The organism is Pseudoalteromonas sp. S2721 (genome assembly GCF_005887425.1).
Lineage (GTDB): Bacteria > Pseudomonadota > Gammaproteobacteria > Enterobacterales > Alteromonadaceae > Pseudoalteromonas > Pseudoalteromonas simplex.
Genome location: NZ_PNCZ01000012.1, coordinates 102,472 through 122,267 on the forward strand (window position 1 = coordinate 102,472; position 19,796 = coordinate 122,267).

The following is a 19,796-nucleotide window of genomic DNA, read 5'->3' on the forward strand; positions in this document are numbered from 1 at the left end:
AACTATACGTATTATATTAAAGCGATTCTAACCCAGTCGAGCACAGCTTGCACTGGTAAATTGGGTAAAGTTACTAATGTCAGAGCAAATTTCTCTCCAAGCCGAGGTTCCAATTGACCTTGGCGGTAAACGTCTAGACCAAGTATTAGCGCAATTGTTCCCTGATTATTCTCGATCACGTATAAAAACGTGGATTTTGGATGATAAAATCACTGTAAACGGCGAAATATTAAACACGCCGCGCGAAAAACTACTCGGTGGCGAAATGGTGAGTGTAGAAACAACCATCGAAGCCCCTCGTGAATATGAGGCACAAAATATCAAATTAAACATCGTTTATGAAGACGATGATATTTTGGTAATTAATAAACCAATGGGATTAGTCGTTCATCCAGGTGCGGGTAACCCAGATGGCACGGTATTAAATGCGTTGCTACACCATTACCCAGACATCATTAATGTGCCTCGTGCGGGTATTGTGCATCGTCTAGATAAAGACACCACAGGTTTAATGGTAGTGGCGAAAACTATTCCGGCACAAACACATTTAGTGTCTGCGTTACAAAAGCGTGAAAACTTCACTCGTGAATACGAAGCAATTTGTAATGGCACAATGACTGCTGGTGGCATGGTTGAAAAACCAATTGGTCGTCATGCAACAAAACGTACCCACATGGCCGTTCATGAAATGGGCAAACCAGCGGTTACGCATTACCGTGTTGCAGAAAAGTTTAGAGCACATACACGCTTACGTTTACGCCTAGAAACAGGCCGTACTCACCAAATCCGTGTACACATGGCTTATTTAAACCACCCATTAGTTGGCGACCAACTTTATGGTGGTCGTCCGCGCCCGCCAAAAGGTGCTACACCTGAACTGTTTCAAATGCTACGCGACTTTAAACGCCAAGCATTACATGCTGTTAAGTTATCAATTGCGCACCCAATCACGGGTGAGCTAATGACCTGGCAAGCGCCCATTCCAGATGATATGGCTGCAATGACAGAAGCATTACGCGCTGATACTAAAGCAAACCCAAATATCGAGTTTTAAGCGTTATGATCACACCAGCATGGACAGCCCCAAACACAGTTAGCGCACTGAGCACCATCCGACAGGGCGGTGTTTCAGTTGCACCCTTTGATAGTTTTAATGTGGGTTTACATGTTGGTGATGATGAGCAAGCCGTGCTTGCAAATCGCGCCTTACTTACAAATCAGCTGCCGAATCCTGCTGTGTGGTTAAACCAAACACATAGCAGTGATGTAATCGTGATTGATGAAAAGTCTGACTTAAGCCAAGTACGCGCTGCTGATGCGCTTTACACCCGTTTAGTGAAGCAGCCTCTTGCAATAATGACCGCAGACTGTTTGCCGGTATTACTTTGCTCGAGTTCAGGGGATGAAGTCGCAGCTGTACATGGTGGCTGGCGTGGTTTAGCGCAAGCTATATTGGCAAACACGGTTTCGCATTTTCAAGCGCCAGCAAACGATATTATTGCTTGGTTAGGCCCTGCTATTGGTCCTTCGCAATTTGAAGTCGGGCAAGACGTTAAAGATAGCTTTTGCTTACAAAACCCTGTGCATCAACAAGCCTTTACAGCCAAACATGAAAAATACATGGCTGATATCTACTTACTGGCACGTCAGCAACTGGCACAATTAGGCGTGGTTAAAATATATGGTGGTGAGTACTGTACTGTCACTGATAAATCACAGTTTTTCTCTTATCGCCGAGATGGACAAACAGGCCGTATGGCTAGCTTGATCTGGCGCAATTAATACGCCTTTATACGCATTTTATACGATTAAATTTTCTTCTTTTACTTGAACAAATCACTAAGCATACCCATTAATTAAGCAATTAGATTTTTTAATAGGTAAACCCTTTATGCGTTTAGATAGATTTACAAGTAAATTTCAATCTGCGCTTTCAGATGCGCAGTCATTAGCACTTGGGCGCGATCATCAATTTATTGAGCCTGTGCATTTAATGTATTCATTGCTTCAGCAAAATGGTTCAAGTGTGCGTGCGTTACTTGCACAAGCAGGTGTCAGTGCTGACGAATTAAATACCAAGTTATCCCAAGAAATCGAAAAACTGTTTAAAGTTGAAGGCATTGGTGGCGATGTTCAGCTGTCAAATAACCTGATTTCGTTAATTAACTTATGCGATAAATATGCTCAAAAACGAAAAGATAAATTCATTTCGAGTGAGTTGTTTGTTCTTGCCGCGTGTGATGATAAAGGCCCTTTAGGCGACATTTTTAAAGCGCTGAATATTACTTCTAGCAAGATAGAATCTGCAATTGAAGCCATTCGTGGCGGCCAAAAAGTAGAAGATCCAAATGCTGAAGAAACTCGTCAGGCATTAAAAAAATTCACCATCGATTTAACTGAGCGAGCAGAGCAAGGTAAGCTTGATCCTGTTATTGGCCGTGATGACGAAATTCGTCGTACGATCCAAGTATTACAACGCCGTACTAAAAATAATCCGGTATTAATTGGTGAGCCGGGCGTAGGTAAAACAGCAATTGCCGAAGGCCTTGCGCAACGAATTATCAATGGAGAAGTACCTGAAGGCTTAAAAAACAAGCGAGTATTATCGCTTGATTTAGGTGCTTTGGTTGCGGGTGCTAAATACCGTGGTGAATTTGAAGAGCGTTTAAAATCAGTATTGAATGAACTTGCCAAAGAAGAAGGTCAAGTCATCCTTTTTATTGATGAAATTCATACTATGGTAGGCGCAGGTAAAACAGACGGTGCAATGGATGCGGGTAATATGTTAAAGCCTGCACTTGCCCGTGGTGAGTTACATTGCGTGGGTGCCACAACCCTTGATGAGTATCGTCAATACATCGAAAAAGATGCGGCACTTGAGCGTCGTTTCCAAAAAGTGTTTGTTGATGAGCCATCGGTTGAAGACACCATTGCGATTTTACGTGGTTTAAAAGAGCGTTATGAGCTGCATCACTCAGTTGATATTACCGATCCGGCTATTGTTGCTGCGGCGCAGTTGTCGCACCGTTACATCAGCGATCGCCAATTACCAGATAAGGCAATAGATTTAATTGACGAAGCGGGTTCTTCAATTCGTTTGCAAATTGACTCAAAACCAGAGTCTTTAGATAAGCTTGAACGTCGTATTATTCAGTTAAAACTGGAAGACAATGCGCTGGCGAAAGAAAAAGACGAAGCGAGTCAAAAGCGCCGCACCGAAATGCAAGAGCTGATCACTGAACTTGAAGCGCAATACCGCGAGCTAGACGAAGTGTGGAATGCCGAGAAGGCCTCATTGCAAGGCACGCAAGTTATTAAAGCTGAGCTTGAGCAAGCGCGCCTTGATTTAGAAGTGGCGCGTCGTGCCAGCGATTTACAGCGTATGTCTGAACTACAATATGGTCGTATACCTGAGCTTGAGCGTAAACTCGACCTTGCTTCGCAAGCTGAAATGCAAGAAATGAGCTTGCTTAAAAACCAAGTAGGTGAAGACGAAATTGCGGAGATTTTATCGCGCTGGACAGGCATTCCGGTATCGAAAATGCTGCAAGGTGAACGTGAAAAACTACTGCAAATGGAAGATCAATTACATCACAAAGTGATTGGTCAAGATGAAGCCGTTGTCGCTGTTGCGAATGCAATTCGTCGCTCTCGCGCTGGGCTTGCTGATCCAAATCGCCCAATCGGTTCATTTCTATTCTTAGGCCCAACAGGGGTGGGTAAAACTGAGCTGACAAAAGCACTAGCCAGCTTTATGTTTGACACTGAAGATGCCATGGTGCGCATTGATATGTCGGAGTTTATGGAGAAACACTCGGTGGCACGTTTAGTGGGTGCACCTCCGGGTTATGTTGGCTATGAAGAGGGCGGCTATTTAACTGAAGCTGTACGCCGTCGCCCATATTCAGTCATTTTATTGGATGAGGTCGAAAAAGCGCACCCTGATGTATTTAACATCTTACTGCAAGTGCTTGATGATGGCCGTTTAACGGATGGTCAGGGCCGCACCGTTGATTTTAAAAATACGGTGATCATCATGACCTCTAACTTGGGCTCAGATATTATCCAAGAGCAAGCAGGTTCAAATGATTATGCCGGGTTAAAAGAAAAAGTGATGGGTGTATTGGTCAGTCAGTTCCGCCCTGAGTTTATTAACCGCATCGACGAAACCGTGGTATTCCACCCACTTGCTAATGAGCACATTAAAGAAATTGCTGATATTCAGTTAAGTAAGCTACGTGAGCGATTAACTGAAAAAGGCTACATTCTTGAAGTTACAGATGCAGCTTTAGACCGCATCGCTGAAAGTGGTTTTGATCCAGTCTATGGGGCAAGGCCTTTAAAACGTGCTATTCAACATACCATTGAAAACCCATTAGCACAGCGATTATTAGGTGGGGATTACCAACCAGGTGCCATCATCCATATTGATGCTGATGAGAATGGACTTGTTTTCTCGAGTCGCTAATTTGCCTAAAAAATAAAAGCCGCATCATTTATGATGCGGCTTTTTTGTATTAATCAGCTTTAAACTTTAAAGGTTAACAGCATATCGTTAACTTTGCGTGAGCCTTCAACAAGCCCCGCTGCATCTTTAGCCACGTTGTAGCTAAGCTTTAAGTTCTCTTCGCTGTGTCCTTTTATGCTTTCTACATTTTCGCGTATATCGGTGCTGACAACTTGTTGTTCCTCAGCAGCCGTCGATATCTCAGTCGCAAGGCCTGATATTTCATCAATTTGCGCGAAGATGCTCGCTAGCTCAGTTTGAGTGTGAGCAGTCGTATCAACACAACTATCTGCTTGCGCTTTAGTTGATTGCATTACTTTAGACCAGCTAAATAAAGTATCTTGAATTTCTTTAATTGAGCTGTGAATTTGCGAAGTTGCATTTTGAGTACGTGAAGAAAGTGCGCGTACTTCATCTGCTACAACTGCAAAACCACGGCCATGCTCACCTGCGCGTGCTGCTTCAATTGCTGCATTCAGCGCTAATAAGTTTGTTTGTTCAGCAATGCCTTCAATCTCACTCATTACTTGGCCTATTTTGTCAGCTTCACTAGCAAGAGAGTTAGCGGTAGTGGCTGCTTGCTCTACTTGGTTAGCTAGATCAGACACCATGCTACTGTTGTCTTCAATATGCAGTTTGATATCGTTACAGCTTTGATAAGTTGTCTTAACCTTATCAGCTGTATGATGAGTATTAGCAGAAATTTCGCCAATCGTTGCGCTCATTTGCGTCATTGCTGTGGCAATATCACTCAAACGTTGACTTTGTGCAGCAATGCCTTGCTCAGTTAGTGACGATTGTTTATCTAAGCTGGTGGCAATATTTTTAAACGAGTAAGTAGAGTCTTTAACACGACCGAGCACCGTTCTGAGCTTTGCAAACAGCATTTGCTGATTAAAGGCAGCAATGCTAAATGGATGTGATCCTGAATAGACATACCTTGATACTGAATCAAACTCTGCACGTTGCTGCTTTAAATGGCTAGGCGTAACAACCAGTTCGTCATAATTTAGAGCAAAAAGTAGCGCTATAAGCGCACATGCGGCTAAAGCAACCATCCATGACGCGGCCACAGCTAAACCAACAATACCTGCAACTAATAAAATCGCAGACACTATTTGTCTTAGTGAAATATTCTCACGCAATGATGCGATTGATTTACCATCATTAATTTTAGTATAGAGCGCTTTTGCACGACTCTTTAATTGCTCAGTTGGTTTGGTACGTACAGATTGATAGCCAACTAACTGCCCATGTTCGTAAATTGGCGTTACGAACGCATCGACCCAATAGTAGCGACCATCTTTGCAGCGGTTCTTCACCATGCCACGCCAAGAGTGACCTTGTTTTAGTTTTTCCCACATCTCTTTAAATGCCGCTTTAGGCATATCTGGGTGGCGTACTATGTTATGGTTTTTTCCGAGGAGTTCTTCTTCGCTGTAACCAGCAATAGTACAAAATTCCTTATTTACGTATGTGATAACACCACGTAAGTCAGTGGTAGAGACAAGCTCTTGATTGTCAGAGTATGTTACTTCCTGATTAATGATTTCTTGCCCACGACGCATATGAGTCCTTGAAATATACTTTTTTATGGTGCGCGGATTATAAACTCAGAAAAATGTAAGGGAAGAGCTTGAAGATTGATCTTTGTTAAACTTTTAAAAATTGTTTAAGAGAATTGATCTAGAACAATAACGAAGCAGAAAAAATATGGTTGCTCTAGTTCTTTAGTATTGGATGAAAGAATTGTTATCTTGTTTCGGTCTTTGTTTGCACTAATAAAATTTATACTCGTCACAGCGGTCACTAAAGCAATTGTATAATATGACTTACAGTGGCAAGATTAACTTTCAGTGTAAGGACTTTTCAGAAACTTATAATTGGCTCTTGAGTAATTATTTTTAGCCCCCATACACTTAGGATTAAAGCCACCTGGCTCGAGGAAGCATTTTTGATAAAACATGATTTAAATAAAACGCTAGCAGCGTTAACAGCTCAATTTCCTAACGCAATTAATGGGATTAAACGTGGTATCGAGCGAGAAGCTTTAAGGATCAAACCAAGTGGTCACATATCAAAGCTGGGTCATCCAAAAGGCGTGGGGAGTGCGTTAACTAATGAGCATATCACGACTGACTTTTCTGAATCTTTGCTAGAATTTATCACTCCAGTGAGCACATCAGCTGAGCAAACCCTAGCCCAGCTAAAAGACTTACAAAAGTTCACATTGTCACATATGAATGATGAACTTCTATGGCCGATTAGTATGCCATGTTTTATTGAGCATCAAGACGACATTGTATTGGCGCAGTTTGGTGATTCAAATATAGGGCGTATGAAAACACTTTATCGTGAAGGCCTTAAAAATCGTTATGGCAGTATGATGCAAGCGATTGCTGGTGTTCACTTTAATATTTCATTTCCTGAAACCTTATGGCAGAGCTTATATCAGCTAAATGAAAGTAAAGTAAGCTTGTCGGACTTTATATCACAAGGTTATTTAGGTCTGATCCGCAATTTTAAGCGTGAGCTTTGGCTTATCAGTTATTTGTTTGGTGCTTCACCGGCTTTGTGTAATTCGTTTCTACAAGGGCGTGAAACAGATTTACCCTTTAAAAAATTGGGTAAAGGCACGCTTTATTTAGAAGTCGGTACAGCACTACGTCTGGGAAATCTTGGCTACACAAATAGTGCACAATCGTCTTTACGTGTTATGTATAACTCATTAGAAGAATATGTGGCTGGGTTAAAAGAAGCAATCCACTTATCTTCGGATTTGTATGGTCATCTTGATGATTATAAAAGTGCCGAACCAAAGCAGCTAAACAAAAACATACTGCAAATCGAAAACGAGTTTTACTCGCCAATTCGTCCTAAGCGTAATGCAGCTTCGGGTGAAACACCGACTGATGCGTTGTTACGTGGCGGTATAGAATATATAGAAGTACGTGCATTGGATGTTAATCCGTTTAGTGAAACTGGAATTGATCTACAGCAAATTCGCTTCTTAGATGTTTTCTTAACCTATTGCCTATTAAGCGAATCTCCAGAAATGGATTGGCAAGAGCAAAAATTAAGTACTGCAAATTTAGATGCGGTCGTTAATGATGGTCGTGATCCAGAGTTAATGTTAACAAAAGAGGGGCGGGCTACTAGCTTAACTGAGTGGGCGCATGCTATTTTTGATAAATTACACCCAGTAGCACAGTACATGGATAAAGCTTACGGTGTGAGCTATTACTCTGAAACTATAAAAGAAATGGTAACCTGGGTCGAGGATCCTAGTAAAACCTTTTCTGGTAGATATGTAGCAGCACTTGCAAATGAAAACCAGGATAATGGTCATTTCGCTTTAGCACTTGCACAGCAGTACAAGCAAAGTCACCTTGATGCAGATTACCAATTTTATGATCAAGCATTTTTGGCAGAGCAAGCGGCTGACTCGGTGCTTAAAGAGCGTGAAGTTAAAGCGGCAGACAGTGTATCTTTCACTGCATTTTTAGATGACTATTTTTCTAAAGCTTAGTATGTTGTAGGCATAAAAAAACGCAGCCTAGGGAGGCTGCGTCAAAGATTCTTCAGGGATGAAACAATGCTATACTGCTGCATTCATAAGTTCAGACTGACCTGACGAGAAAAAGTTCAGCGAGATCCATAAAAAAATGAAAAAAAGTATAATTATTTTATCGCTGGCCGCATCATTGGCTGGTTGTGCAACGGCTCCTCCTGAGCAACCTCATGATATTTGTAAAATTTTTGAAGAAAAACCCGATTGGTATTACGATGCCCGTGATGCACAAGAAAAATGGGGCTCGCCAAAACATGTACTGATGAGCATGATGTATCAAGAAAGTTCATTTCGTCATGATGCAGCGCCGCCAATGGAGTACTTCTTGTGGGTAATTCCAATCGGCCGTGCCAGCTCGGCATATGGCTACTCACAAGCAAAAACCCCAACATGGTCTGATTACATTCGCGAAACAGGTAATAGCGGTGCAGACAGAGATGATTTTGACGATGCAATCGATTTTATGGCTTGGTTCGTTTACAAAACCCATAAAGTAAATGGTATATCAAAGTGGGATGCCTATGCGCAGTACCTTAATTATCACGAAGGGTGGGGCGGCTATAAGCGAGGCACTTACAAAAGTAAGAAGTGGCTAATGAGTGTTGCAAATAAAGTTAAACATCGAGCAAGCCGCTATGGCGCTCAACTTAAAAAATGTGAAGCAGATTTAGATAAGAACTGGTTTGAGCGTTTATTTAGTTAATACATAAATAAAAAGCCCGCATCAATTAGCGGGCTTTTTTTCGTTATTTACCAGGAAACTGGTGAATATGAACATCCCTTTGCGGGAATGGGATAGTGATATCTGCAGCGTCGAAGGCAATTTTAACTCGCTCGTACAAGCCAAAATACACTGGCCAGTAGTTATCAGACTCCACCCACGCCCATACCAACATGCCGATATGGCTTTCACCGTGCTGGCTAACATGAACAGATGGTTTCTTATCTTCAATGTCTTTTAATACCAAATCATAATCATCAAGCACGCTCATAAGCACATCACGTGCTTTATGAACATCATCTCCGTAACTAATACCAAATTCGATTGCAACACGGTGTAGAGGTTCTGTGAACTTATTCTTAACGCAGCCGTTTGATAGCGTGCCATTAGGGATAATGATTTTTTCATTGTCGTAGGTGAGTAAAACGGTGACAAAAATTTGTATTTCAACAACTTTCCCCATATAGCCTTGTGCTTCGATTACATCACCCACTTTAAAAGGTTTAAAGAATAAAATAAGCACGCCACCTGCAAAGTTAGCAAGGCTACCTTGCAGTGCCATGCCCACCGCAAGGCCAGCAGCACCTAGCATTGCAATAAATGACGTGGTTTCTATACCAATCATCGAAGCAACAGAGATCAGTAATAGTATTTTTAGAATGACTGAGATAAAAGAGACTAAAAAGTGCGTAAGGCCAACTTCGAATTTGACCTTATTCATTGATTTTTCAGCCATATTGGCAATACGACCAATTAGCCACCAACCTATGATTAGAACCAAAATTGCCAGAATAAACTTCGGCCCGTAAAGCATCAGCAATTCGATAGCTTGGTTATAGATTTTCTCGATTGATATTTCGTCCATTATTTTCCCTTTTATATCAATATATGCAAAAGAAAATAATAGTAGAGGAATTTGTGTTTGGTTGTGCGGGTTAGCTTTTAAAATGTGAATCTTCAGAGGTAATTAAGCTATAAGTAACAAAAAGGAGTAGCAAGCTACTCCTTTTGTTTAAGTTTAGTTAGCAGTCAGTGCGTTTACTTGGAATAACTTTAACTAACTTCACCATATTTTCTTTTATCTCAATAACTTCAATAGGGTAGCCGGCAATACGCAAGCTTAGGTTTGAGTCAGGGATGTCCTCTAAGTATTCAACAATTAAACCACTTAGCGTTTTCGGGCCATCAATCGGTAGCTCCCAACCCATTTCTTTATTTAAATCACGAATATTAGCACCGCCATCAACAAGTACTGAGCCATCATCTTGCTCTGTTACTTCTTCACTCGGTGTACGCGTTTGCGTTGTAGTGAAATCACCCACAACTTCTTCAAGAATATCTTCAAGTGTTACTAGACCTTGAATATCACCATACTCATCCACGACTAAGCCAATACGCTCTTTTGATTGCTGGAACTTAAGTAGTTGCGTGTTCAGTGATGTGCCTTCAGGAATAAAGTAAATTTCACGTACCGCACGCAGTAGTGATGGTTTATCAAACTGCTCTTTAGTTAATAGGCGCAGTGCATCACGTGAGTGAATAAAGCCAACAGCATCATCAATTTGGTCACGATACAACAAAACGCGAGTGTGCTGCGCATGAGTAAGTTGGCGGCTGATAAGCTTCCAGTCATCATTGATATCGATAGCAACAATTTCGTTGCGTGGGATCATGATATCTTCAACAGTGACTTGCTCTAAATCTAAAATTGAAGTCAGCATACTTTGGTGGCGAGCAGGTAATAGTGCACCTGATTCGTTCACCACAGTTTTTAATTCTTCTTTACTTAAGCTGTGCTCTTCAATTTGTGCTGTGGTAATACCAAACAAGCGTAACATGCCGTTAGTCATCCAGTTTACGATAACCACAAACGGGAAAAGGATTTTCAAAAGGCCTTTAAGCACAATTGAACTTGGAAAAGCAACCTTCTCTGGGTAGAGCGCAGCAAGTGTTTTTGGCGTTACTTCGGCAAAGATTAAAACAACCAGCGTTAGCGCGCCGGTTGCAATAGCGATACCGAGATCACCATACAAACGAATACCAATAATCGTTGCAACCTGTGCTGCAGCGATATTTACAAGGTTATTACCAATTAAGATCAGACCAATGAGTCTGTCAGGGCGACTTAATAGTTTGCTGACGCGCTTCGCTGCACGGTGATCTTCTTTAGCAAGATGACGCAGGCGAATACGGTTGATTGACATAATTCCAGTTTCAGAACCAGAAAAATAAGCAGAAATAAGTATCAATAATCCCAATATAATAAACAGGGTACTAGTCGATATGTCGTCCAAGGATGGATCCTTTTTTTATAAATCAGTGCATATTAAGCTAGAGACAGCTTGCTGAGTCAAGTTAAAACTTATTTAGAACCACTTCTTGGATGAAACGGCTGCCAAAATAAGCAAGTGACAAGATAAAAGCGGCTATCATGATCGAAAACACCACAGGCTTTCCACGCCAGCCTTGGCGTAAATGACCTACAGTGACCACGGTGAAAATGAGCCAAGCAATTAGTGATAAGACTGTTTTGTGGATAAACTCACTGGCAAACATTCCCTCTAAGAAGATGAACCCAGAAAGGAGAGCAAAAGTCAGTAAGATAGTACCCAGCGTGAGTAATTGATATAGCTGACGCTCAACCACCATTAAAGGAGGGAGGTGGCTGTGTACAATTGCCAAGTCTTTGCGTTTGAGGCGCTTATCAATAAAGTAGAACTGTACAGCATAAAGTGTTGAGATTATCAAAACACAATAGGCTAGCAGTGATAACGATATGTGAGTAACTAAACCAAGCTCAACATCGATTGATTGCAAAATCACATGATGTGGTATAAACAAGCTGGCAAGAGTCAGTAAGGCTGCAAAACCATAAACAACTGGCAACAATAAAGTCGCAGGGAATTTGAGAGACACAGCAGTTACCGACACCACAATGACCCAACAGGTTAATAAAGCAACGTTGACGATACTTAAATCTTGGCCGTCAGCACGGAAAACTGAATTAACCAGTAATAGCATATGAGCAAGGATAGCCACAGTGCTAAGAATCACTGTGAGTTTTTGGCTTGGACCTTGTTTGTGGAAAAGGCGTGATAGCACATGTGACGTTGCTAACACATAAAACAAACTAGCAATAATAGTTAAACTAATAATCATCGTGTTTTGGCCACTTAATTTATATCGATAAATCCTTGTCTCTTTGATGCCATTGTATTTTATAGCAAGGCAAAAGCATAGAGTTTGTAAAAAGAAACTCAAACTGCACACTTGAACACTGTATTGTCGACCACCATTTACGGTATACTGCTAGGAATTAAATTTTAATATTGCCTGTATTGTCACCAAACTTGTTTGATTTATGTACATTGCAGGTGCAACACGTTTTATCGGAACCTTTACATGTTTGAGAATCTCCAAGAACGCTTAGGTAAAACCTTAAAAAATATCAGTGGCCGCGGACGCCTAACTGAAGACAATATAAAAGATACATTACGCGAAGTCCGCATGGCATTTTTGGAAGCGGACGTTGCATTACCTGTTGTTCGTGAATTCGTTAAGCAAGTTAAAGAACGCGCCGTAGGTGTTGAGGTAACAAAAAGCTTAAGCCCTGGCCAAGTCTTTATTAAGATCGTTCGTGAAGAACTTGAAAAAGCCATGGGTGAAGCTAACGAAGAGCTAAGCCTTAATGCACAGCCGCCAGCGGTAGTGATGATGGCGGGTTTACAAGGTGCTGGTAAAACGACCAGTGTTGGTAAACTAGCTAAATTCTTAAAAGAGCGTAAAAAGAAGTCTGTATTAGTTGTGAGTGCCGACGTTTATCGTCCGGCAGCAATCAAACAGCTTGAAACACTGGCTGATGAAGTGGGTGTTGAGTTCTTCCCAAGTGACATTTCACAAAAGCCGGTTGATATCGCAAACAATGCGATTTCGCACGCGAAGAAGAAATTCATTGATGTGGTATTAGTTGATACCGCAGGTCGTTTACACGTCGATAACGACATGATGGACGAGATCAAAGCACTTCACAGTGCGATTAACCCAATCGAAACCTTATTCGTTGTTGATGCGATGACAGGTCAAGATGCGGCAAACACTGCAAAAGCATTTGATGAGGCGCTTCCTCTAAGTGGTGTGATCTTAACCAAGACCGATGGTGATGCCCGTGGTGGTGCTGCATTATCGATTCGTCATATTACCGGTAAGCCAATTAAGTTTATGGGTGTGGGTGAACGCACTGATGCTCTTGAACCATTCCACCCTGACCGTATTGCTTCTCGTATCCTAGGTATGGGTGATGTACTTTCATTAATCGAAGAAGTCGAAATGAAAGTAGATAAAGAGAAAGCAGCTAAAGTTGCCGAAAAAGTATTTAAAGGTGATGGCTTCACATTAGATGACTTTGCTGAGCAACTTCGTCAGATGAAGAACATGGGCGGTATGATGTCGATGCTTGATAAGCTGCCAGGCATGCAAAACCTACCAGACGCTGTAAAAGGCCAGATGGGTGATAAAACTTTCGTACAAATGGAAGCCATCATCAACTCTATGACACCAAAAGAGCGTGCCCGTCCTGAAATCATCAAAGGCTCGCGTAAAAAACGTATTGCGGCAGGTTCTGGTACTCAGGTGCAAGAAATCAATAAACTGCTTAAGCAATTTACGCAAATGCAGAAGATGATGAAGAAGATGAAAGGCAAAGGTGGCATGAAGAAAATGATGCGCGGCATGAAAGGCATGTTACCACCAGGGATGATGGGTGGTGGCCCTAAATTTTAATAGTACTGTCTATTAAATGTATAAAAAGGAGCATATAGCTCCTTTTTTTGTAGATAATTTATGCGTAGTTGTTAGCTGCATGTAAGATTTAAAGCCCAGATCAGTGTTTAATCAACTAAACTTACATTTTGCAGCAGTTCTTACTTGCAATGTTGCAAAAAACTCGTACAATTCCCCAGCTTCCCGTATTGGGGAGTAAATCTTATTAATGAAAACAGTCAATCTAATGTAGAGGACGGTATGGTAACTATTCGTTTGCAACGTGGTGGCGCTAAAAAACGCCCTTTCTATCAAATTGTGGTTGCGGATAGCCGTTTCTCGCGTGACGGTCGCTTCATCGAGAAAGTAGGTTTCTTTAACCCAATCGCTTCTGGTCAGGAAGAAAAAGTACGTTTAGATTTATCTCGTGTTGATCACTGGGTAGGTCAAGGCGCATCTCTTTCAGATCGCGTAGCTAAGTTAGTTAAAGACGCTCGTAAAGCGGCTTAATAGGCGTAAGAGTAACCATGAGTCAAGAGAACACCTCGTATATTACAGTAGGAAAGCTCGGTGCCCCGTATGGTATAAAGGGCTGGCTTAAGGTGCATTCATTTACTGATGATCCCGAAGGGATCTTCGATTTCAGCCCATGGTTGATAGGGCAACAAGGTAAATGGCAGACCTTAGAAGTGGTCGACTGGCGTCGCCACAACAAAGGCTTTATCGCTAAAGTTGCGCAAGTAAACGACCGAGACGAAGCAATGGCTTTAACCAATGCAGAAATCTCAGTAGATGCAGCGCAGCTACCAGAATTACCGCAAGGTGAATTCTATTGGCGAGATCTGATCGGCATGTCTGTTATAACTGATAAAGGTTATAACTTAGGCACTGTTGATGACCTAATGGAGACAGGGTCAAATGACGTTTTGGTTGTGAAAGCAAACAAAAAAGATGCATTTGGCCAAGCAGAGCGTTTAATTCCTTTCTTAACAGATTCTGTTATTAAAGAAGTTAAACATGATGCAAGAGAAATTACCGTAGACTGGGACCCAGGGTTTTAATGTCACAAACGAGTTCGCTATGGGTAGGGGTGATAAGCCTTTTCCCGGACATGTTTGATGCGATTACCACCCAAGGGGTAACAGGTCGCGCAGTTAAAAATGGTCTAATCGACTTTAACTGTTGGAACCCACGTGACTATGCCACTGATAAGCATAGAACCGTGGATGATCGTCCTTACGGGGGCGGTCCTGGCATGTTAATGATGGTTGAACCATTGAAACAAGCTATCCTTGACGCCAAAAAAGCGGCAGGTGATGGTGCAAAAGTAATTTATATGTCCCCGCAAGGGCGCAAATTAGATCAGCAAGGTGCAAGCGAGCTTGCACAATCAGAAAAGCTGATTTTAATTGCAGGTCGCTATGAAGGTATAGATGAGCGAATCATAGAATCATACGTTGACGAAGAATGGTCAATTGGTGATTTTATTTTAAGTGGTGGTGAGCTACCCGCGATGACGCTAATTGATGCAGTAGCACGATTAGTACCAGGGGTGTTAGGTCATAACCAGTCAGCTGAGCAGGATTCATTTTCGAATGGCTTGCTTGATTGTCCTCACTATACACGGCCAGAGACATTGGATGATAAACAGGTGCCTGCTGTATTACTCAGCGGAAACCACCAAGAAATCGCTAAGTGGCGCACAAAGCAGTCACTTGGTAGAACTTGGCTTCGTCGTCCTGACTTGTTGCATAACCTAGCTCTGACTGAGGAGCAAGCGGCACTCCTTGCTGAATTTCAGCAAGAGTACCAACAAGCTTGTGGCTAGAAGACAGTTACACCTAGGAAAGTGAGAAATATAATGGCAAAAGTAAACCAAAATATTATTAAAGCGCTTGAAGAAGAGCAGCTTAAAACAGACGTACCAGCATTCGGCGCTGGTGATACAGTAGTTGTACAGGTACGTGTAAAAGAAGGTAACAAAGAGCGTCTACAGGCCTTTGAAGGTGTTGTAATCGCTAAGCGTAATCGTGGTCTTCACTCAGCATTCACAGTTCGTAAAATCTCGAGCGGTGAAGGTGTTGAGCGTGTATTCCAAACGCACAGCCCTCTTATCGATAGTATCTCAGTTAAACGTCGCGGTGCAGTTCGCCGTGCGAAACTTTACTATCTACGTGAGCGTTCTGGTAAATCTGCACGTATTAGAGAAAAACTTAACTAATACGCGCTGTTTTACAACGCAAAATAAAACGGGTTGCAGCCTTAGGTTGCAACCCGTTTTGGTTTTTATACCACAAAAATAATTTACCTCTCTGAGAAATACTCCCTTCTAACCTATCTACTTACTCCTATTTATCCCTTTATAAGCTATGCTACAAGAACGTTGGGGCTTTGTGCTTTGGCTGTTATCCTGTTACTATAATTTGTATTAAAAGCTTTACTTTTTTGTATATAAATATTTACGTTTATAGGGTTTGAGGTGTAGTAACGTGGTAACAGTGAATGATCTAGCTGATTTAAGAGCAGGAATAGATGAATGTGATGCGCAATTGGTGGCATTACTGGCAAAGCGTAATGGGATTACAGAAAAAATAGGCGCAATTAAGCAACAAATCGGTGCACCATTACATGCCCCAGATCGCGAGGCTGAGTTACTTGCAGCTCGTCGTCAAGAAGCTGTCGCACAAGGGGTTAACCCTGAGTTAGTTGAAGATATATTGCGTCGTATGATGCGTGAAGCGTATCAAAACCAACAAGGTAGCCTTGCCTGTGTTGCACCCCAATTATCACCCATTGTAATTGTGGGTGGTGAAGGTGCCATGGGCCAGTTATTTGCTCAACAATTTACTCGTTCAGGTTATGAAGTGCGTATTTTAGATAAAGCACAGCAAGCACAAAGTGAGACGATATTAAAAGGGGCAAAATTGGTTCTTGTCAGTGTGCCAATTAATGCACTTGAGCAAGTTGTCGCTGCGCTACCGACACTTGATGATGACTGTTTGCTGGTTGATATTACCTCTGTTAAGCAAAAACCTTTAAAAGCACTTATGGCGGCTCATAGCGGCCCTGTAGTTGGCTTACACCCCATGTTTGGCCCAGATATTTCACATTGGGTAAAACAAACGGTGGTCGTGTGTGAAGGGCGAGATCATGAAGTAGCTAAAGGGTTAATGGCACAACTACAAGTTTGGGGCTGCCAAGTAGTTGAAATGGATGCTAAAAAACACGATGAAGCAATGCAGATCATTCAGGTTATGCGTCACTTAACAACTTTTGTATATGGCCAGTTTCTTGCCAAGCAAAGCCATACACTTGCAGAGCTTCGCAGCTGCTCATCACCCATTTATCAGTTAGAGTTAATGATGGTCGGGCGCTTATTTGCCCAATCGCCAGAGCTTTACTCTGACATAATGTTAGCACAATTCGACGATGTAGAAGCACTGCTTGCCAACTACCAAGATACTTTTGCAGACACGCTAGAAAAGCTTAAAGCAGGGGATAAAGCATCATTGATTGCCGCATTTGCTGATGCAAAAGAATACTTCTCTGATGCAACTGCACATTTCTTAACGCAAAGCCGCAGCTTACTCAACAAAGCAAACGACGCGAAAGTGCTTGATTAAACAGCTAATCTAGCAAAAAAGAGCTCTATCAAAAAAGCCCGCATCAAGCGGGCTTTTTGGTTGCAAATGTTTTGTTTTAAATAATCGTTTTAATGACCACCTAATGAGCCAGGTAACGCACCGCTATGGTGATTGATTAAGCCCCATTGATACAGCAAGTCAGTCATATCTGAAAGGCTGAATAAGGTCATGCTCAAGCCAACAATCGTCAACACTATGGTATAAGGTAGCGCCATGTATACCATGCGTCCATAAGATAGTCTTAACACAGGGGCTAATGTTGATGTAAGCAAGAATAAGAAGGCAGCTTGTCCATTAGGCGTAGCAACACTTGGTAAATTAGTACCTGTGTTAATTGCCACAGCTAATAGGTCAAATTGATCACGGGTAATTTGACCTGCCTGTAACGCAGCAGCCACTTCATTGATATACACAGTACCCACGAACACGTTATCGCTGACCATCGAAAGAATACCGTTGGCAATGAAGAACATCACCAGTTGCAGCTGACCTTCGAAAGTAAGTACCCATGCGATCACAGGTGTAAATAAATGCTGGTCGATAATAACTGCAACAATTGAGAAGAATACGCAAAGTAACGCTGTGAATGGTAGAGCTTCTTCAAATGCTTTACCTAATTGGTGCTCTTCAATAATACCTGCACTGGCCGTGGCAAAAATAATAACAGACAAACCAATTAAACCAACAGTGGCTAAGTGAAGGGCTAAACCTATGATCAACCAAACAGCAATGAAAGCTTGAATCGCTAGGTTTACTTTGTCGCGTGTAGTGCGTTTTTTCTCTAGCTTTTTAGCATGATCCGATAAAATCGTGTGGATGGGGGCAGGGAGTTTTGCGCCGTAACCAAAGGTTTTGGTTTTTTCGAGTAAGAAAGTAGTGGCAATACCTGCAATCATAACGGGTAAAGTAATAGGCAACATTCGGAAGAAAAATTCGCCAAATAACCAGCCTGCACGCTCTGCAATGATCAAGTTCTGTGGCTCGCCTACCATAGTACAAACACCGCCTAAGGCAGTACCTATGGATGCATGCATTAATAAATTACGAAGAAAAGCACGAAACTCTTCAAGCTCTTGACGATTGACTGGGCGAACTTGGTTATCATCATTAATATCATGCTCACTGCTGGAGTCTTTGCCTGATGCTACCTTGTGGTAAATACTGTAAAAGCCCATCGCGACGGCAATAACAACGGCCATCACCGTTAACGCATCTAAGAAAGCAGATAAAAATGCGGCAGCTATCGTAAACGACAGGGATAATACGGTTTTACTTCGTACCGAAACAACCAGCTTTGTAAAGATATATAAAAGTAAGTCTTTCATAAAATAGATACCAGCAACCATAAAGATAAGTAACAGGATCACATCGATATTCTGTACTATCTCATGTTCAACTTGACCTGCTGTTGTCATGCCGATAAACAAGGCTTCAATTGCCAGTAAACCACCCGGTTGTAGCGGGTAACATTTAAGTGCCATGGCGAGAGTAAAAATAAACTCTAACACTAATACCCATCCTGCCAGATAAGGGTTAAGTTGAAATAACACCAGGTTGATTAGTAAAAACGCAATAATGGTGTATTTGTACCACTTTGGTGAAGTTCCTAAAAAATTTTTAAATAGAGCTGGTAAAACGCGCTGCTGCATGGCCATACCTATATCAGTGCTGGTTATTATTGTTAATAAATAGAAATTGATTATATCGATAGTATTGTTATTTGATGTACTTTTAATCCAAAAGGCCATTTATTTAACTAGATCTTATAGATTTTTATGTACTGCCGAGTTAGTTTACTTGTTAGTTGCTTATCATCTGGTACAATCAGTGAGTTGAACACCAAATGCGGTAAAAGTAGTTGCTAACTCAAGTGGAAAGTGAATGAGAATTTTTAAAGCGAAAAGCCCAGCAGGTTTTGCTGAAGAATACATTGTTGAATCTATTTGGAATGGTGACTTTCCGCCTGGCTCAATTCTTCCAGCTGAGCGTGAATTATCTGAGCTGATAGGTGTTACACGTACAACCTTACGTGAAGTACTTCAGCGTCTAGCCCGTGATGGCTGGCTAACGATTCAGCACGGTAAACCTACCCGTGTAAATAACTTCTGGGAAACCTCGGGCCTGAACATTTTAGAAACGCTAGCGCGACTAGATGAAGACAAAATGCCAGAGCTTACAGATCAATTACTTTCTGCACGCACAAATATCAGCGCAATTTATACCCGTGCGGCTATTAAGCTTGCTCCTGAGCGTGTAATTGAAATTTTATCGCAAAGTGAAGAGCTAGAAGACAGTGCGCAAGCATTTGCTGATTACGATTATAAAGTTCACCATGAATTAGCAGTTGCGGGTAATAACCGCATTTACGTTCTTATCCTAAATGGCTTTAAAGGTTTCTACTCAAAAATTGGCTGCCACTACTTCTCTGATTCTCGAACTCGTGAATTAGCGCGTCAATTTTATAAAGATTTAACAGAACTGGCAGAGCGTCGTGAACACGACGGTGCGATTTCAATGATGCGTAAATATGGTCATCAAACAGGTGAAATTTGGCAACAAATTCGTGGTGATATGCCAGAAGATATCATGGACTAA

General features: G+C 41.7%; 17 protein-coding genes. 12 read left to right on the plus strand and 5 right to left on the minus strand.

Annotation, left to right across the window (positions count from 1 at the left end; translation table 11 throughout):
* The first annotated feature begins 76 nt into the window (after window positions 1-76).
* From rluD to clpB, 3 genes are all read left to right on the plus strand, one after another.
* Window positions 77-1,054, plus strand: coding sequence for a 23S rRNA pseudouridine(1911/1915/1917) synthase RluD (rluD, locus tag CWC02_RS05735; RefSeq protein ID WP_054551746.1), 978 nt, complete (start codon window positions 77-79; stop codon window positions 1,052-1,054).
* Window positions 1,055-1,059: 5 nt separating this feature from the next.
* Entirely contained in the window at window positions 1,060-1,782 is a 723-nt protein-coding gene (pgeF, locus tag CWC02_RS05740; RefSeq protein WP_138616965.1) for a peptidoglycan editing factor PgeF, read from the plus strand.
* 109 nt (window positions 1,783-1,891) lie between these two features.
* Window positions 1,892-4,468 (plus strand): ATP-dependent chaperone ClpB, encoded by a 2,577-nt coding sequence (gene clpB, locus CWC02_RS05745; RefSeq protein WP_138616967.1) that lies wholly within the window; start codon window positions 1,892-1,894, stop codon window positions 4,466-4,468.
* 59 nt (window positions 4,469-4,527) lie between these two features.
* Here clpB and CWC02_RS05750 read toward each other — a convergent pair whose 3' ends face one another.
* A complete protein-coding gene (locus CWC02_RS05750; protein ID WP_138616969.1) occupies window positions 4,528-6,075 on the minus strand; it encodes a methyl-accepting chemotaxis protein in 1,548 nt (515 codons plus the stop codon).
* A 386-nt stretch (window positions 6,076-6,461) separates the two neighbouring features.
* On the opposite strand from CWC02_RS05750, the gene gshA reads away from it, so the two are divergent.
* Both gshA and CWC02_RS05760 read left to right on the plus strand, forming a co-directional pair.
* On the plus strand, window positions 6,462-8,036 hold the full coding sequence (gshA, locus tag CWC02_RS05755; protein WP_054551742.1) for a glutamate--cysteine ligase: 1,575 nt from the start codon (window positions 6,462-6,464) through the stop codon (window positions 8,034-8,036).
* Between the two features lie 136 nt (window positions 8,037-8,172).
* Window positions 8,173-8,781 carry a transglycosylase SLT domain-containing protein gene (locus CWC02_RS05760; protein WP_054551741.1) on the plus strand — a complete coding sequence of 203 codons (609 nt, stop codon included), beginning with the start codon at window positions 8,173-8,175 and terminating at the stop codon, window positions 8,779-8,781.
* A 43-nt stretch (window positions 8,782-8,824) separates the two neighbouring features.
* Here the strand turns inward: CWC02_RS05760 and CWC02_RS05765 are convergent, their stop codons facing one another.
* The 3 genes from CWC02_RS05765 to CWC02_RS05775 form a co-directional block, all read right to left on the minus strand.
* On the minus strand, window positions 8,825-9,664 hold the full coding sequence (locus CWC02_RS05765) for a mechanosensitive ion channel family protein (protein WP_138616971.1): 840 nt from the start codon (window positions 9,662-9,664) through the stop codon (window positions 8,825-8,827).
* A gap of 157 nt (window positions 9,665-9,821) precedes the next feature.
* Window positions 9,822-11,093 (minus strand): HlyC/CorC family transporter, encoded by a 1,272-nt coding sequence (locus tag CWC02_RS05770; protein WP_138616973.1) that lies wholly within the window; start codon window positions 11,091-11,093, stop codon window positions 9,822-9,824.
* 61 nt (window positions 11,094-11,154) lie between these two features.
* Complete coding sequence (locus CWC02_RS05775) at window positions 11,155-11,958, minus strand: cytochrome C assembly family protein (protein ID WP_054551738.1); 804 nt, start codon at window positions 11,956-11,958, stop codon at window positions 11,155-11,157.
* A gap of 243 nt (window positions 11,959-12,201) precedes the next feature.
* Between CWC02_RS05775 and ffh the strand changes: the two genes are divergently transcribed.
* The 6 genes from ffh to tyrA all read left to right on the plus strand — a co-directional run bounded on the left by ffh (window position 12,202) and on the right by tyrA (window position 17,180).
* Window positions 12,202-13,578, plus strand: coding sequence for a signal recognition particle protein (gene ffh, locus CWC02_RS05780; protein WP_054551737.1), 1,377 nt, complete (start codon window positions 12,202-12,204; stop codon window positions 13,576-13,578).
* A 240-nt stretch (window positions 13,579-13,818) separates the two neighbouring features.
* Window positions 13,819-14,067, plus strand: coding sequence for a 30S ribosomal protein S16 (rpsP, locus tag CWC02_RS05785; RefSeq protein WP_054551736.1), 249 nt, complete (start codon window positions 13,819-13,821; stop codon window positions 14,065-14,067).
* 17 nt (window positions 14,068-14,084) lie between these two features.
* On the plus strand, window positions 14,085-14,618 hold the full coding sequence (rimM, locus tag CWC02_RS05790) for a ribosome maturation factor RimM (RefSeq protein ID WP_054551735.1): 534 nt from the start codon (window positions 14,085-14,087) through the stop codon (window positions 14,616-14,618).
* Window positions 14,618-15,385 carry a tRNA (guanosine(37)-N1)-methyltransferase TrmD gene (trmD, locus tag CWC02_RS05795; RefSeq protein ID WP_054551734.1) on the plus strand — a complete coding sequence of 256 codons (768 nt, stop codon included), beginning with the start codon at window positions 14,618-14,620 and terminating at the stop codon, window positions 15,383-15,385. The genes rimM and trmD overlap by 1 nt, the downstream gene beginning before the upstream one ends.
* A gap of 33 nt (window positions 15,386-15,418) precedes the next feature.
* Window positions 15,419-15,778, plus strand: coding sequence for a 50S ribosomal protein L19 (gene rplS / locus CWC02_RS05800; protein ID WP_054551733.1), 360 nt, complete (start codon window positions 15,419-15,421; stop codon window positions 15,776-15,778).
* 268 nt (window positions 15,779-16,046) lie between these two features.
* The gene (gene tyrA, locus CWC02_RS05805; RefSeq protein ID WP_138601546.1) at window positions 16,047-17,180 is read left to right on the plus strand and encodes a bifunctional chorismate mutase/prephenate dehydrogenase; all 1,134 of its coding nucleotides are present in this window, start codon (window positions 16,047-16,049) and stop codon (window positions 17,178-17,180) included.
* An 89-nt stretch (window positions 17,181-17,269) separates the two neighbouring features.
* Here tyrA and nhaB read toward each other — a convergent pair whose 3' ends face one another.
* Window positions 17,270-18,850, minus strand: a complete 1,581-nt coding sequence (gene nhaB / locus CWC02_RS05810; protein WP_138616975.1) for a sodium/proton antiporter NhaB — start codon at window positions 18,848-18,850, stop codon at window positions 17,270-17,272.
* Window positions 18,851-19,082: 232 nt separating this feature from the next.
* On the opposite strand from nhaB, the gene fadR reads away from it, so the two are divergent.
* The gene (gene fadR / locus CWC02_RS05815; protein ID WP_054561887.1) at window positions 19,083-19,796 is read left to right on the plus strand and encodes a fatty acid metabolism transcriptional regulator FadR; all 714 of its coding nucleotides are present in this window, start codon (window positions 19,083-19,085) and stop codon (window positions 19,794-19,796) included.